At 68.2% G+C, this 14861-nt stretch carries 18 protein-coding genes; 12 read left to right on the top strand and 6 right to left on the bottom strand.

Annotated features, from left to right (window positions below):
* Positions 1 to 11: 11 nt before the first annotated feature.
* Complete coding sequence (locus tag J4H85_RS10990) at positions 12 to 812, top strand: SDR family NAD(P)-dependent oxidoreductase (RefSeq protein WP_208239556.1); 801 nt, start codon at positions 12 to 14, stop codon at positions 810 to 812.
* A 12-nt stretch (positions 813 to 824) separates the two neighbouring features.
* Here J4H85_RS10990 and J4H85_RS10985 read toward each other — a convergent pair whose 3' ends face one another.
* The 5 genes from J4H85_RS10985 to J4H85_RS10965 are packed head-to-tail and all read right to left on the bottom strand — an operon-like array spanning position 825 to position 7501.
* Entirely contained in the window at positions 825 to 2240 is a 1416-nt protein-coding gene (locus J4H85_RS10985) for an amidase (protein ID WP_208239554.1), read from the bottom strand.
* An 11-nt stretch (positions 2241 to 2251) separates the two neighbouring features.
* The gene (locus tag J4H85_RS10980) at positions 2252 to 4093 is read right to left on the bottom strand and encodes a dipeptide ABC transporter ATP-binding protein (protein WP_208239552.1); all 1842 of its coding nucleotides are present in this window, start codon (positions 4091 to 4093) and stop codon (positions 2252 to 2254) included.
* Between the two features lies 1 nt (position 4094).
* Positions 4095 to 5006, bottom strand: coding sequence for an ABC transporter permease (locus J4H85_RS10975; RefSeq protein WP_208239550.1), 912 nt, complete (start codon positions 5004 to 5006; stop codon positions 4095 to 4097).
* On the bottom strand, positions 5003 to 5956 hold the full coding sequence (locus J4H85_RS10970) for an ABC transporter permease (RefSeq protein WP_208239548.1): 954 nt from the start codon (positions 5954 to 5956) through the stop codon (positions 5003 to 5005). Before J4H85_RS10970 ends, J4H85_RS10975 begins: the two co-directional genes overlap by 4 nt.
* A 24-nt stretch (positions 5957 to 5980) precedes the next feature.
* Complete coding sequence (locus J4H85_RS10965) at positions 5981 to 7501, bottom strand: ABC transporter substrate-binding protein (RefSeq protein ID WP_208239546.1); 1521 nt, start codon at positions 7499 to 7501, stop codon at positions 5981 to 5983.
* A 165-nt stretch (positions 7502 to 7666) separates the two neighbouring features.
* Here J4H85_RS10965 and J4H85_RS10960 point away from each other — a divergent pair, with 165 nt between their 5' ends.
* Entirely contained in the window at positions 7667 to 8419 is a 753-nt protein-coding gene (locus tag J4H85_RS10960; RefSeq protein ID WP_208239544.1) for a FadR/GntR family transcriptional regulator, read from the top strand.
* Here J4H85_RS10960 and J4H85_RS10955 read toward each other — a convergent pair.
* Positions 8373 to 9704 (bottom strand): MFS transporter, encoded by a 1332-nt coding sequence (locus tag J4H85_RS10955; protein WP_243893618.1) that lies wholly within the window; start codon positions 9702 to 9704, stop codon positions 8373 to 8375. The two genes, J4H85_RS10960 and J4H85_RS10955, sit on opposite strands and share 47 nt — an antisense overlap.
* 198 nt (positions 9705 to 9902) lie before the next feature.
* Between J4H85_RS10955 and J4H85_RS10950 the strand changes: the two genes are divergently transcribed.
* The 10 genes from J4H85_RS10950 (at position 9903) to J4H85_RS10905 (ending at position 14679) form a co-directional block, all read left to right on the top strand.
* Positions 9903 to 10355 (top strand): Lrp/AsnC family transcriptional regulator, encoded by a 453-nt coding sequence (locus J4H85_RS10950; protein WP_208239540.1) that lies wholly within the window; start codon positions 9903 to 9905, stop codon positions 10353 to 10355.
* A gap of 153 nt (positions 10356 to 10508) precedes the next feature.
* Positions 10509 to 11012, top strand: a complete 504-nt coding sequence (locus J4H85_RS10945; RefSeq protein WP_208239539.1) for an Asp23/Gls24 family envelope stress response protein — start codon at positions 10509 to 10511, stop codon at positions 11010 to 11012.
* Positions 11009 to 11197 (top strand): DUF2273 domain-containing protein, encoded by a 189-nt coding sequence (locus J4H85_RS10940; RefSeq protein WP_208239537.1) that lies wholly within the window; start codon positions 11009 to 11011, stop codon positions 11195 to 11197. The genes J4H85_RS10945 and J4H85_RS10940 overlap by 4 nt, the downstream gene beginning before the upstream one ends.
* Positions 11197 to 11577: an NTP pyrophosphohydrolase gene (locus tag J4H85_RS10935; protein WP_208239535.1), complete on the top strand. Its 381-nt coding sequence runs from the start codon at positions 11197 to 11199 to the stop codon at positions 11575 to 11577. Before J4H85_RS10940 ends, J4H85_RS10935 begins: the two co-directional genes overlap by 1 nt.
* 1 nt (position 11578) lies before the next feature.
* Positions 11579 to 12160, top strand: coding sequence for an Asp23/Gls24 family envelope stress response protein (locus J4H85_RS10930; protein WP_208239533.1), 582 nt, complete (start codon positions 11579 to 11581; stop codon positions 12158 to 12160).
* Positions 12157 to 12774 carry a hypothetical protein gene (locus J4H85_RS10925; RefSeq protein WP_208239531.1) on the top strand — a complete coding sequence of 206 codons (618 nt, stop codon included), beginning with the start codon at positions 12157 to 12159 and terminating at the stop codon, positions 12772 to 12774. Before J4H85_RS10930 ends, J4H85_RS10925 begins: the two co-directional genes overlap by 4 nt.
* Before the next feature lie 61 nt (positions 12775 to 12835).
* Positions 12836 to 13009, top strand: coding sequence for a CsbD family protein (locus J4H85_RS10920; protein ID WP_208239529.1), 174 nt, complete (start codon positions 12836 to 12838; stop codon positions 13007 to 13009).
* Between the two features lie 141 nt (positions 13010 to 13150).
* Entirely contained in the window at positions 13151 to 13723 is a 573-nt protein-coding gene (locus J4H85_RS10915; protein ID WP_208239527.1) for an RNA polymerase sigma factor, read from the top strand.
* Entirely contained in the window at positions 13720 to 14316 is a 597-nt protein-coding gene (locus J4H85_RS10910) for an Asp23/Gls24 family envelope stress response protein (protein ID WP_208239525.1), read from the top strand. The genes J4H85_RS10915 and J4H85_RS10910 overlap by 4 nt, the downstream gene beginning before the upstream one ends.
* A gap of 30 nt (positions 14317 to 14346) precedes the next feature.
* Positions 14347 to 14679, top strand: coding sequence for a hypothetical protein (locus J4H85_RS10905; RefSeq protein ID WP_208239523.1), 333 nt, complete (start codon positions 14347 to 14349; stop codon positions 14677 to 14679).
* Positions 14680 to 14861 lie beyond the last annotated feature (182 nt).

Raw genomic sequence — 14861 nt, 5'->3', positions numbered from 1 at the left:
GGAGAACCCAGATGAGCAACACCACCGCACCGGATTACGCCGGCCTCTTCCGACTCGACGGCCGCACCGTCGTCGTCATCGGAGCCGGGAGCGGGATCGGCAGGGAAGCCGCGCAGGCGCTCGCCGCGCAGGGCGCGCACGTCGTCGTCGCCGACTTCTCGGTCGCCGGCGCCGATGAGACCGTCTCGCTGATCTCGGCGGGCGGCGGTTCGGCTGAGGCGACCCAACTCGATGTGCTCGATGATGCGGCGGTCGATGCCGCGGTCGAGCGCTTCGGACACGCGCACGCGCTCGTCTTCACCGCGGCCACCAACGTGCGCAAGCGCATGGAGGACTACTCGCTCGACGAGTTCGATCGCGTGGTGAACCTGAACCTGCGCGCGTCGTTCCAGCTCATCCGTCGCTTCGGTGCGCGTTTCGCCGAGAACGGCGGCGGTTCCATCGTCGGCTTCGCCTCGATCCGCGCGCAGGTCGTCGAGCCGGGCCAGGGGGTCTACGCCGCGACCAAGGCCGGCCTGGTGCAGCTCGCGAAGACCGCGGCGGCCGAGTTCGGGTCGCGGGGCGTCCGTGTCAACGTGATCGCACCCGGTGTCGTCGAGACGCCGCTCACGGCGCAGATCTCGGCCGACGCCGAGTGGTACGACGCCTACGCGCAGAAGGCGGCGCTCGGGCGCTGGGCGCAGCCCCAGGAGTTGGCGGGCGCCGTCGTCTTCCTCACCTCGGAGGCGTCCTCGTTCGTGACGGGGTCGACGCTCATGGTGGACGGCGGTTGGACCGCCATCGACGGCCGGTACACCCCGCCCGCGTCGTAGCGAGCGGACGCCTCAGGCTCGCCCGAGGGCGGTCCAGTCGACCCTCGCGGCGTCGCCCCGCACGGACTCGAACCACGCGGCGACCCGCATGAGGCGGTCGTCGGTGCCGATGCGCGATGCGATCTGCAGCCCCACGGTGCGTCCGTCGGCCTGCCGTCCGGCGCCGATGGAGACCGCCGGCTGGCCCGACATGTTGTACGGCACCGTGAACGAGATGTGACCCATCGTCTGCAGCGGGTCGGTGATCGGCATGGGATCCTCTGCGGGGAACGCCGCGACCGGGGTGACGGGGGAGAGGACGAGGTCGAACGGATCGGTCGCCGCTCGAGTGAGGCGCGCCATCTCATCGATGCGATTCCGGTTGCGCACGGTCTGTGCGGCGCTGACGTGCTCGCCTGCGGCGCACCACTCCGCGATGAACGGCAGCACTGCTGCGCGCTCCGCCTCGCCGAGCGCAGCGTAATCGACGAACGAACGGGTACGCCAGAAGTCGACCAGTCCGTCGAGCACCTCGGGCGGGACGAACGGGTCGAGGGGTTCGACACTCGCGCCGGCTGCGGCGAACCGCTGGATCGCGCGCTCGATGACCGCCAGGGTTTCCGGCTCCACGGGCAGGCCGGAACCGGCATCGAGCTGCACGCCGACGCGCATGCCCGTCGGCGGGAGGGGGTCCGTCGACCAGTCCATCGGTGCGTACGGCCGCGTGAGGTAATCGCGCGGGTCGGGGCGCGCCACGATCGACATGAGGCGGATCGTGTCGGCGGCGGTCCGGGTCAGCGGTCCGGCCGCGCGACCGGCGTACGGCACATCGAGGGGGATAAGCCCCTCGCTCGGCTTCAGCGCCGTGAGTCCCTGCCACGATCCCGGGAGGCGAATCGACCCGCCGATGTCGGTGCCGATGTGGAACGGTCCGTAGCCGGCCGCCGCGGCCGTGCCGGCCCCAGCGCTCGATCCGCCCGAGGTGAGCGCGGGGTCGATCGCGCCGCGTGTGATGCCGTGGAGGCTCGAGACCCCTGAGGAGAGCATGCCCCAGTCGGGCATGGTGGTGGACCCGACGATGACGACGCCCGCCTCGAGCAGACGATCGGTCGTCGGCGCGTTGCGGTCGGCGATCGGCGGGTGGGGGACCGCGGTGCCTGCGGGTTTCGGCTGACCGGCGCGGGCGATGTTCTCCTTCACCGTCGCGGGTACCCCGTCGAACGGGCCGCGCGACGCCCCCGCCCGCCAGCGCTCGGTGGAGGCCGCGGCGTCGCGGCGCACCTGTTCCGGGTCGAACAGGTACAGGGCGTTGAGTTCGGGTTCGCGCTCCGTGACGCGCGCGATGACGTCTTCGGCGACCTCGGTCGGGGTCAGCGTTCCGGCCGCGAATCGCTGCGCCAGCGTCGCAGCGTCGAGGTCCGCGGGGCGTGAGGCTGCGTCGAACTGCATGGTGAGGTCCTCTATTCTGGAGTGCGTGCCGATGCGCCGGCGTCGGGGGTGCCGGCCAGTTCGTGACGCAGGGTGAGCGACGAGGCGATGAGCTTCTCGGTGTACGGGTGCTGCGGGTTCCGGTAGATGGTCTCGGTGTCGCCGGCCTCGATGATGGCGCCCGACTGCATGACGATGACGGAGTCGCACAGGTGACGCACGACGTTGAGATCGTGCGAGACGAAGACGAGGGTCAATCCGTATTCGTCGACCAGGTCGGCGAGCAGGTTCAGCACCTGCGCGCGCACCGAGACGTCGAGGGCGCTGACCGGCTCGTCGGCGACCACGACCTTCGGACGGCAGATGAGCGCGCGGGCGATCGAGATCCGCTGCCGCTGTCCGCCCGAGAACTCGTGCGGGAACCGGCTCGCCGCCGATGCGGGGAGGCCGACGGCGTCGAGCATCTCCGCGACCATGCGCCGCCGATCGGCGGCGGTTTCATCGCGTCCGGGCACCAGCAGCGGCTCGGAGATGATCTGCGCGACCGTCATGCGCGGGTCGAGCGAGCCCATCGGATCCTGGAACACGATCTGCAGATTCTGACGGAGGTCGCGCAGCTGGGACTCGCGAGCCCCTGCCACTTCGTTGCCCGCGACGATCGCGCTGCCCGAGGTGGGTTGGTCGAGCCCGGCGAGAATGCGGAGCAGGGTCGATTTGCCCGATCCCGATTCGCCCACGACGCCCAGTCGCCCGCCCTCGGGAACCTCGAAGGAGATGCCCGTGAGAGCGCGCACCTGCGCGGCGGGTGCGAACAGGCTGGTCTTTCCGCGGGAGTAGGTCCGCACGAGATCGGTGACGCGCATGACCGGTGCACGATCGTCGCCGTTCGCGGTACGCGGAGCGCGCCCGCTCGTCGTGCCGGTGCCGGCCGCGGGCGCGAGGGCGGTCTGCGCCGCGGCCTCGGGGTCCGCCTCGGATGCGCCCGCGGCCTCGACCGTCGGCGGCACGTACGCGCGCGCCGTCGCGACCGTGAACAGACGGCCGCGCTCATCCACGGCATCGAGGTCCGATGCGGCCAGGAGGCCGCGCGTGTACGGGTGCTGCGGTCGGGTGAAGACGGTCTCGGTCTCACCCGCTTCCACGACCGTCCCCTCGTTCATCACGAGCACGCGCGTGCACATGTTCGCGACGACGGCGAGGTCGTGGGTGATGAAGAGCAGACCGGTCCCGCGGGCGCGTACGAGCTCGAGGATCAGGTCGAGCACCTGTCGTTGCACCGTGACGTCGAGCGCCGTCGTGGGCTCATCGCAGAGCAGCAGACTCGGGTCGTTCGCGAGCGCCATGGCGAGCATCACGCGCTGACGCTGCCCGCCCGAGAGCTGATGCGGGTACGCCCTGGCCGCCTCCGCCGGATCGGGAAGGTGCACGGCATCGAGCATCTCGACCGCGCGTCGGTGCGCTTCGGCCTTCGAGGAGACCATGCGGTGGCGCAGCATGATCTCGGCGACCTGCGCGCCCGCGCGCATGAGGGGGTTCAGCGCGGTCAACGGCTCCTGGAAGACCATCGCCAGGTCCTTTCCGCGCAGGCGCATGAGGTCGGCCTCAGGCGCGTCGAGCAGATTGCCCGCGTACCCGTCGACCCGGACGGACCCGTCGGCGGCGACCCCGTGCGGCAGGAGACCGAGCAGGGCCGTCGTGGTCATGGACTTGCCCGAACCGGACTCGCCGATGAGCCCGATGCGTTCCCCGTGGGCCATGTGCAGCGAGAAGTCGTGGACGAGGGTGCGCTCCGCGGTGCGGACGTGCAGCCCGTCGACGGCGAGGAGCGCATCCGCGGGCGCGGCGGTGGCGCCTGGGTGCTGTGCAGAGGTCATATCAGCTGCGGCTTCCTGTGAGTTTCGGATCGAAGCGGTCGCGCAGGCCGTCGCCGAGCAGGTTGAATCCCATGACGGCGATCGCGATCGCCAGTCCTGGCCACACCGCGAGCATCGGCTGCGTCCCGAGGAACTGCTGCGACTCCTGCAGCATGCGACCCCACGACGGCGTGGGTGGCGGCGTGCCGAGACCCAGGAAACTGAGCCCCGCTTCGGCGAGCACGGCGAGGGCGAAGGCGACCGAGCTCTGCACGACGACGATGCCGAAGATGTTGGGAGCGACGTGGCGGATCGCGATGCGGAGCCGCGACTGGCTCGCGGCTCGGGCCGCGAGGACGTACTCGGTCGTCATCACCTGGAGCGTGCCGGATCGGGCCACGCGGGCGAATCCCGGCACGGTGGAGATGCCGATGGCGATCATCGCGGTGAGGGTCGAGGCGCCGTAGACGGCGCTGAACATGATGGCCAGGAGCAGCGCGGGGAACGCGAGTGCGATGTCGGAGGTGCGCATGATGACCTCTTCGATCCAGCCGCCTCTGATGCCGGCCGCGATGCCGAGCGGTGTGCCGATGAGGATCGCGATGCCGACCGAGATCACCCCGACGAAGAGCGTGATGCGTGCGCCGTACAGCATCGCCGAGAAGACATCTCTGCCGTATCGGTCGGTGCCCATTAGGTGCGCCCAGCTCGAGCCCTCGAGGCGGGCGCCTGGGTCAGCCTGTACCGGGTCGTAGGGCGTCCAGATGAACGAGACGATCGCGGCGACGGCGACGAGCGCGATGAGCGCGAGTCCGATGATGAGGGTCGGCGCGAGGCGTCCGCGGCGTCGGTCCGAGGCGGGAACCCCCGGGGCCTGGATGGCGGTGGTGCGGGGCGCTTCAGACGCCCGCGTCGGAATCCGTTCGGTACTCATGCGTTCGCACCCTTTCGCAAGCGCGGGTCGACGACCGTGTAGAGGATGTCGACCACCAGGTTCAGTATCAGGGTGATGGCGACCAGCACCATGACGACCGACTGCACCGTGAGCAGGTCGCGGTTGCCGACCGCATCGAGCAGCATGGATCCGAGTCCCGGGATCACGAATACCCGCTCGATCACCACGGCGCCGATGATGAGGGCGGCGATCTGCACGCCGGTCACGGTGATGACGGGGATCGCGGCATTGCGCAGTCCGTGCTTGATGAGCGCCTCGGTCTTGCCGAGCCCCTTCGCCCGTGCCGTGCGGAGGTAGTCCTCACTCATCACCTCGAGCACCGCCGACCGTACGTAGCGGGTCAGGATCGCGCCCTGCACCGAGGCGAGTGCGAGGACGGGCAGGATCAGGCGGCGCAGGAAGTCGCCGAAATCCTCCACCGGTGCCGTCCACCCGTTCGCGGGCAACCAGCCGAGACCGACGGCGAAGACGATGACGAGGAGGATGCCGGCGAGGAACCCGGGGATCGCGACGCCGATCTGAGACCCGACGCCGATGACGACGCCCGAGAGGTTGCGGTGCTTGACGGCGGCCCAGGTGCCCAGCGGGATCGCGACGAGCAGCGCGATCGCCATCGCGGTGAGCACGAGGATCAGGCTCACCTGGACCTTGTCGAGCACCATCGGGCTGATGTCCGTGCGGGTGACGTACGAGATGCCGAAGTCTCCGCGGAGCAGGCCGCCCGACCAGTCGAAGTACTGCTGGATGAGCGGACGATCAGTGCCGAATTCGGCACGCGTCTGCACGAGGAGTTCCGGGGTGGCGTTGACGCCGAGGGCGACCTGAGCGGGATCCCCGGGGATCAGACGCATGAACAGGAACACCACGATCGTGGCGACGAAGTACGTCGCCACGAATCGTGCGAGGTTGATGAGCAGTCTGACCGCCATGGGATGCGCTCCGGTGCCGTTCGGTTACTGCCAGCTCAGGTCGCCGAGGTTCAGCGCCTCGACGATGGCGTTCTCGGGCAGCCCCTGCAGGTCCGCCTTGGCGACGACGATGTTCGGGAAGAGGAAGAGCACCCCGGATGCGGCGTCTTCCACGATCTTCTCGGAGACCTCCTGCATTCCCGAGATGTACCCGGCTTCGTCGGCCTCGTCGGCGGCTGCCGCGATCGGCGCGATCTCCGAGTTGTCGTACCCGATGTAGTAGTCGGGGTCGTTGAACACGGTGAGCATGTCGCGGGCCTCGACGGCGAGCACGGTCGTCATCTGGTAGTCGTGGTTCGTGAAGACCTCGTCGAGCCAGACGGCCGGGAACTCGGACGATTCGATCGTCGCGTTGATGCCCACGTCGGCGAGCTGCGAGACGACGATCTCGGAGACGGCCTGCGCGTAGGGTCGCGTCGGCACCGTGAAGGTGATGTCGAGGCTCTCGTGACCCGCCTCCTGCAGCAGTTCGCGCGCCCGGTCGGGGTCGTGGGCGTACACGTCCGTCAGGTCCTCGTAGTAGGGATCGGTCGGCGTCGCATAGGTCGCCTGCAACGTGCCGTACCCGTTCCATGCGGTGTCGAGGATCGCCTGCTCGTCGAGGGCGTAGAGGACCGCCTGGCGCACTCGGACGTCGTCGAAGGGCTCCGCCTGGTTGTTGAGCGAGAGGGAGACCTCGCCGCTCGAAGTGCCGCTCAGAATGGTGAACGCGTCGTCCGACTCGAAGCTCGACAGCAGTTCGGGCGCCTGCAGGTTCGCGATCGCGTCGACGTCGCCGGTCTGCAGGGCATTGGTCGTCGCCGTCGCGTCCGCGAAGTAGCGCAGGGTGACCTCGTCGACCCCGGGGCGCTCGCCCCAGTAATCGTCGCGCGTGCCGAGCACGATGCGCTCGTTGGGGGTCCAGGTGTCCACGGTGTACGGGCCGGTGCCGACGGGCGCATTCGCGAGGTCGTCGACGCCGTCGGGGGTGAAGATCGCTCCGACAGGGGTCGCGAGGTCGAAGAGCCACGCATTGGACGGTCGCTCCAAGCGCACCGCGACTTCGTGGTCGCCGAGCACCTCGACCTCGTCGACGACGTCCATCTTCGACTTCAGGCTGGAGACCCAGTCGGATTCGACGCGGTCGAAGCTGAACTTCACGTCCTCGGCGGTGAAATCCGCACCGTTCGAGAAGGTGACGCCCTCCTCGAGCGTGAACGTGTAGGTCTTGCGGTCGTCGCTGACGGACCAGTCGCTCGCCAGGAGCGGCACGATCTCGCCCTCCTGATCGACCTCGACCAGACCTTCGTAGACGTTCGACATCATGGCCTGCGGAATCGCGGAGCCCGCGGTGGTCGTGAAGTCAAGGTTCGTCGGGGTTCCGGTCAGCGCGATCGTGGCGGAATCGGGGGTGTCACCGCCCCCGCCCTCGGTCGTGCTGCCGGCGCCGGCCGTGCATCCCGCGAGTGCGAGCGCGCCGGCAGCGGCAAGTGCGGTGGTGAAGATGGTCGAAGGACGTTGCATCATTGCTTCCCTGGGTGTGGTCCGGAGGTGTACCGAGATCGAACACGTCGATCATCTCACGAGGGTACATGGTCAGGCCACTCCCTGACAGGTAGGATCGGGTCATCTTCGACGGCCGCATGCGCGCGCCCCGAGAACGCGTCCCCTGCAGAGAGGCCTCGAACGCCGATGTCCCACACTTTCGAGCCGGCCGTACCGGTCCACACCTACGAGCGGATCGTCGACCAGATCGAACGCGCGATCCTCTCCGGAGAGATCCCCGTGGGGGCGCAGCTGCCCAGTGAACGCGAGCTCATGGTGCAGTTCGGAGTGAGCCGTCCGACCATTCGCGAAGCACTCAGGATTCTGCAGAGCATGGGCCTCCTCGAATCCCGGCCCGGAACCCGCGGCGGCCCGGTCGTGCTGGCACCATCGGCGAAGACGCTGTCCCGATCCCTCCGCGCACTCGTCGGCACCGACGCCGTCGAGGTCGCCGATCTCGTCGAGTACCGCGTGATCCTCGAGGGCTCCGCATGCCGCCTCGCGGCGATCAAGCACGACGACGGGCAGCTGAGCCGCATGAGCGTCGCGATCGATCGTATGGAGCGGGACGCGGTGTCGAACGCCGATTCGTTCGCCGATGCCGACCTCGAGTTCCACGAGGCCATCTGGGCTGCAAGCGGCAATCAGATGTTGCAATTGAGCGGAGAAGCCGTCGCCGGCGTCCTCTTGCGCTTGATGCAGCGCGATGCGGCGGGGGAGCACCACGACAATCGGGTCAAACTCGAATCCGCCCGTATCGATCGCGGCCTCTTCGCCGCCATCGAGCAGCGCGACGCCGGTGAGGCGAGTCGGATCGCTCGGCAGGCGGTGGCGAACCGATTCGCGCCGTTGCTCACTGCCGAGGCCGATCGCCGTGCTCTCGCGGCGCTCGCCGAGTGAGCACCGATCCGGAAACAGGTACCGGGGCGGACGGACGCGCAGCCGCGGTGATCGCGAGTGCCGCGCACCCCGCCGCGATCACGATCGCGAACACCGTCACGGAGTGGAACAGGCCGATGCGGTCGGTCAGTATCCCGAGCGCGATCACGGGGAGCGCGCTGCCGAGATAGGTGACGGTGTAGATGGCGCTGACCGTCGACGCGTGGTGACGGGGGTCGACCGCGGCGGTGGCCGCAGTGAATGCGGCCTGGAACGCGATGCCCTGACCGACGCCCGCGACCGCACAGGTGACGACGAGGAACCACACGCTCCCCACGGAACCGGCCGCCGCGAGTCCGATGAGCGCGACCGCGAGGGCGGCGAGACCCGAGGGGAGGCGCCACCGTCCACTGAGCGGAATGATCTGGACCAGGGCGGAGGATCCGAGGACGATGGCGGCGAGCGCTCCGATCAACGGGCGCGACTCGGTCTGGGCGATCGCGGCGAAGTGGGTCGGCGCGAGCGAGAGGCAGAACCCGAAGACCGCGAAGCTCAGGAAACCCGTTGCTGCGGCCACGCGGAACGTGCGATGCTGCGTCGCCGCACCGGGCGGGAACGGGCGATCGGACGTGCGCGCCGAGGGTGGTGCGTCGGGAAGCGCGATCGCGCCGTTGAGCGGCGCGGGCGCGCACGCTGCGTGCGGCGCGACGACCAGCACGATCGGGACCAGGGCGATCAGGACGGTCGCGACGGAGAGGTACGGCAGCACGAGGGGATTGCTGCCGGTGGAGAGAACGCCGCCGACGACGGGACCGGCTGCCACGCCGCCGGATGTCGCGAGCAAGGTCAACCGGCCGACGACCGACGGTCGCCCCGGCAGCAGCGCTCGCAGCGCTCCCGAGCCGATCCCCGTTGCGCACGCCACGGCAACACCCTGCACGGCGCGCGCGACGGAGAACCAGCCGAGAGTGGGAGCGCAAGCGAGCGCTGCCGTCGACAGCGCTGCGGCGATGAGGGAGGCAACGAGCACGGTGCGGCGGTTGGCCGTGTCCGCGACGCGCCTGAAGAGCAGGAGTCCGACGATCAACGCGAGCACGTAGCTCGAGAACGCGACCGTGGTGCCGACGGCTTCGATCCCGAGCGCGTCCTGCAGCAGCGGATACAGCGGGGTGCTGAGGTTGGCGCTGACGAGCAAGGTGAACAGCGCGATGACCGTGAGGACGATGCGCATGTGTCGTCGCATGTCTCGGGATGCCGGGGGACGCGACCGGCTCGGGGTGCTGAGCATCGTCGGGTCAACGCGCATGACAGGGCTCCTTCGCGAATGCCGGGGTGGGGCATTCCTCATCGTTCGCGGGGTGGTGCGAACGAGTGCAGTGCCCGCGCTGGTGTGCGCGGTGCGAGAACAGTTCATCAACGCAGTACCGATGTGCGCAAGTCCACGATGGTGAATTGATCAATATGATGGGTTTCATGTCGTTGTCTTCTGCAGAAAGTGGTCACAATGCCTGATCTCGATGCGACCGACCGACGCATCCTGCGTCTGCTCGACGACGATGCACGCATGCCCACGGCCATGATCGCGGGGCGCTTGGGCCTCGCACGCGGTACGGTGCAGGCGCGCCTCGAGAAACTCGCCGCATCGGGAGCGCTCCGGGCGCACAGCGCGCGCGTGAGTCCGGCAGCGCTCGGCCGTCCGGTCGGCGCCAGTGTGCAAGTGGAACTCGATCAGCATCAGATCTCCGAGGCCATCGCAGCGCTCGCCGGCATCCCGGAGGTGCTGGAGTGCTTCGCTCCCGCGGGGAGTACGGATCTGCTGCTGCGAGTGGTCGCGCGAGATCCTGACGACCTCTACCGGGTGAGCGAGGAGATCAGACTCTGCCCGGGCATCAACCGGACATCGACCAGCCTGTTCCTCCGCGAGGTGATCTCGTACCGGGTCACCGGGCTCCTCTGATCACGGCGTTCCGACGTCCGCGAAAAAAAGTTCGACGAATCTGTGACGATTCGCGCCCCTCATCCGTCCTATCTGTAGCGCGATGTTCGAGCGCACGGTACGCGGGTCACCCACACCAGCGTGCTGCTTTTCTCACACGGAAGGACACTGCACATGTCGAACGAACAGGTCAACGCCACGGCTCCCGAGACCGCCAAGGGCGCGTCCGCAGCGAAGGCTCCCGCATCGGTCGGTCGAGTGGATCGCCCCGCGACGCCCCACACCCAGGGTGACGTCGACGCGAGCGGCCGCACGACCATCGCGAATGATGTCGTCGCCAAGGTGGCAGGCATCGCGGCCCGCGAGGTCTCCGGCGTGTTCGCGCTCGGCGGCGGCGGTGCCCGGGCATTCGGCGCGATCCGTGACGCGATCAACGCCACCGACCTCACGCAGGGCGTGAAGGTCGAGGTCGGCGAGACGCAGGCGGCGGTCGATCTCACCATCGTCGTCGATTACCCGGCCCCGATCCAGACGGTCGCAGAGAATGTGCGCGTCTCCGTCACGGACGCCATCACCCGTCTGGTCGGCCTCGAGGTCGTCGAGGTGAACGTGGACGTGAACGACGTGCACCTCCCGGGCGAAGATCACGAAGACGACACCGAGCAGCGTGTCTCATGAGCCCCGTCGCAACCGGCGCACTGATCGGTGCCGCGCTGGCGATCGCCGCGCTGCTCTTCGGCTTCTGGGGGTTCCTCCTCGTCGCGGTCTTCATGGTCATCGGGGCGCTCATCGGCGCCCTGGCCAGCGGGCGGACGAATGCGAATGCGATCTTCGGAGCATTCACCGGCCGTAGGAGCTCGTGATGGGCCCCGAAGCTGACCTGCTGAAGCAGGGCGGTGACGGGTCCCCAGTCGTTCCGGGTCGAGTGCGTGTCCGCGAACAGGTGCTCGAGAAAGTCGCCCGAGAGACGGCCGCGACCGTCTTCGGAGTGCCGAGAGGCGACGTCCGCGTCGATCTCGGCGAGTGGCGAGGAGGCATCGCCCTCCGCGTCGACGCGAAGATCGGGATTCCCGATCTGAGCGATGACGCATCGATCGCCGCACACGCCAACGTGCTCGACCACGTTGCCGAGAAGCAACGCGAACTGCAGAACCGTGTCGGTGAGGCGACGGGCCGAGAGGTCCACCGCCTCGCCGTCACCATCACGGGGGCAAACGTCGCCGAGAGAAAGCGGGTGAGGTGAGATGAGTGATCGCGCATTGGAACGTGTGGTGCGTCGCGAGTCGCATTCGTCCCGTTCGTTCGCCGCGGCGGTTGTCCTCGTTCTCGTCATCGCACTGCTCGCATGGGTGGCGACGGAAACGGTGCTGCGTGCGTTCGAGCTGCCGGCGCTTCTCGCCCCCCCGGGTGCGGTGGCGACGTGGATCACTGGGCTTCCCGGCTCGGCGCCGGCAGGCGCCCTCGTCGCGGGAGGCGTGGTCGCGGGACTCATCGGTGTCGTGTCCATCATTCTCGCGATCGCCCCGGGGCGGTTGGCGAAACAACGGCTGTCGGGTGACGGACCGGTGGTGCTCGTCGACCATGGCGCGCTCGCCGCGTCCGTTGCCCAGGGCGTCGCCAACGATCTGAGTTTCGACCGTCGAGAGATCGCGGTCGGCGTCGGTCACCGGATCATCGATGTGACGGTGCGGCCCGCGTTCGGGGTCGAGGTGGATCGTTCGGCGGTGTCGGCATCGGCCGAGCGCGAGATCGAACGCTTCGGTCTCGTGCGGGAGCCTCGCGTCCGCGTCTACGTGGTCGCGTCACGAGAGAAGGAGCCGGCATGAATCATGTGAATCGCGGTCTCAACCGCACCATCCTGCTCATCGCGGGTCTCCTGCTGCTTGCGGGCGGGGCTCTCGCCGCTCTTGCGGCGCTCCTCCCGTCGATCGGCGACACGTGGACCCGCAGCGGGGCTGCGGCGATCGCCTCGGCGCAGGATCTGCAAGGGGCGACAACGGTCACCCCGGATGCAGCCGTCACCTGGCTCGACATCGTCGTGGTCGTGGCCTGCGCACTGGTCGCAGTGCTCTGCGTGATCATCATCGTGAAGATGCTGACCGGACGCCGACGCGACCGCGTCCGCATCGCGGTCCGCGAGGACGATCTGGGACGCATCGTGATCCGCGATACGTTCGCCGCCGACGCGTTGCAGCAATCGCTCGCTCAGCGGCCCGAGATCGTCTCGTCGAAGATCTCTGGTGGCCGGTACGGGGGCAGCGAGGTCCTGCACGTCAGTGTGACACCGCGCTCGGGAGTCTCCCCGAGAGAGGTCGCCGATACCGTTACCGGGCTCGTGAACAACCTCGCACGGCTCACGGGGTCGACGAACCCCGTGTACGTCTCGATCCACGCCGGACTGCGATCGCGCATCGCCGCACCCCCGGCCCGGGTCCTCTAATGGTCAGCCGTCGCGGACGGACGATCACCCACCACCCACTCACCACGAAAGGACACTGAACATGAGTGCAGCAGACAAGATCAAGGCACAGGCCGAACAGCTCTCGGGCAAGGCGAAGGAGGCCGTCGGCAAGGCGACGGATAACGAGCGCCTCGTCGCCGAGGGCAAGGCCGACCAGGTTAAGGGCGATGCCCGCGAAGCGACTGAGGACGTCAAGGACACGTTCAAGAAGTAGCGCGGACACGCCGGTGCGGCACGGAGACTGTGAATATGATCTGCGGACTCCGTGCCGTACCTGTCGGGCGATACGCTGACCGCAGGGACGATGCCGATCGCTCGAGTCCGGTGCCGTCATCGCGGCGATGGGGGTGGACAGATGCTTGATGGAACCATCAGGGCCTCGACGAATCTCGAGGACTCCGAGGATCGCATCGTCGTCGGACGGTGTGTCGACGGTGATGTCGCAGCGTTCAGCGTGCTCGTGCGGAGGTACACTCCGCTGATGCGCGCGTACGCCAGACGCATGCTCTCCGGCAGCGCGGATGTGGACGATATCGTCCAGGACGTGTTCGTTGCCGCGTGGCATCGCCTCCCGGAGCTCAGGGAACCGGAGAAGGTGAAGTCATGGTTGATGCGGCTGGTGAGTCACCGATGCATCGACCACATTCGTCGGACCGGTCGCGAGACCGGACTCGACGGGTGGGATGCTCCCGCCGAAGCAGACGCAAGCCCCTCCCGCGTGGCAGAGAACAATGCAAGACTGCGAGCTCTGGGCGAAGCCCTGAGATCCCTGCCGGAGGATCAGCGAGAGTGCTGGGTTCTCAGAGAACTCGGCGAGCTCTCGTATGGCGAGATCTCCTCCGAGCTCGACGTTCCGGTGTCCACGGTGCGCGGTCTGATCGCTCGGGCACGGAAATCGATAATTGTGCGGATGGAGGCGTGGCGATGACTCATGAACCCGAACTGCCCGACTCGCTTGAGGCTGAAGACTTCGACGGGTACACGCTCGAAGAGCTGAGTGACTACGTCGATTCAGGACGGGTGCCGCGAAACACTCGGATCGAGAGTTCACCGTCCTGCCGGATCGCCCTCGAGGCGCTCGCGCGCCTGCGCGAGGTGCAGAGCGAGATGCGCCGCGCCGATGTCGAGGCGGAACCGCCGGCGGATGAGCTCTGGGTGGACCGCATCCTGGCGCAGATTCCGCCGAACTCCCGTCCGGGCAGACGCATTCCGCTGGAGGTTGCCGGGGCGACGGGTGACTTCGCGCTGACCGAAGGGGCGATCCGCGGTCTCGTGCGCGGCGCCGATGCGACGGTGCCGGGCGCGCTGATCGGCCGGTGCCGCATTCTCGGCGACGCGGAGGTGCCGTCGGCCCCGGTGCACGTGAACGTCGAGGTCAGCATCTGCTACGGGTACCCGATCGGCGAGGCAGTGCACGCGTTGCGTGAGGAGATCGCCCGCCGTCTTGCCGTGCACACGCAACTCCGTGTCGAAGGAATCGACATCGATGTCGTGGACCTGCAATCCCGAGGTGGTGAGTAGTACGCAATGAATGAAAGCGAGAATGACGCAATGCCGTTCGCACCGAGCGCTCCAGATATCGAGCGAGCACTCCTCGGAATTCGGGGGGTCGTCCACCTGTATCCCGCGGGTTCTGCGCTGTCGCGAGCCGTCGATCTCGGTGCAGCGGCATGGGGAGTCGGCGAGCTCCGCTCGCGGGTCCGCGTCGTCGATGCGTCGGCGACCGCCGAGATCACGGTGTCGCTCGGCGTGTCAGCAGGCAGACCTGTCCTCGAGACGCTCGGCGACGTCACCGATGCGCTCGCCGTACTCTACGCCGAGGCCGACCGTCCCGCGCCGATCCTGCACCTCACCGTCGTCCATCTCGACGATCGTCTGCTGTAGCGCAGGCGCGCACGGCTGAGTATCCGCCGAGTGTTCGTTCGTCCCCACGGAAGACGGTCTGCGCGCTGTGTATTCTGAAATCCCTGCCCGACTTCCACGCACTGGAGAGTGAAGCCGACACATGGGTTCTGCCCCTGAGTCCGGGTCGTCATCTGACGGCCCGAGTCATAGTTGTTGCCGTA

Origin of the sequence: Leucobacter tardus (assembly GCF_017583045.1) — a bacterium.
GTDB lineage: Bacteria > Actinomycetota > Actinomycetes > Actinomycetales > Microbacteriaceae > Leucobacter > Leucobacter tardus.
The sequence above is the reverse complement of the archived record's forward strand: the minus strand, read 5'-3'. Positions and strand labels throughout refer to the sequence as shown.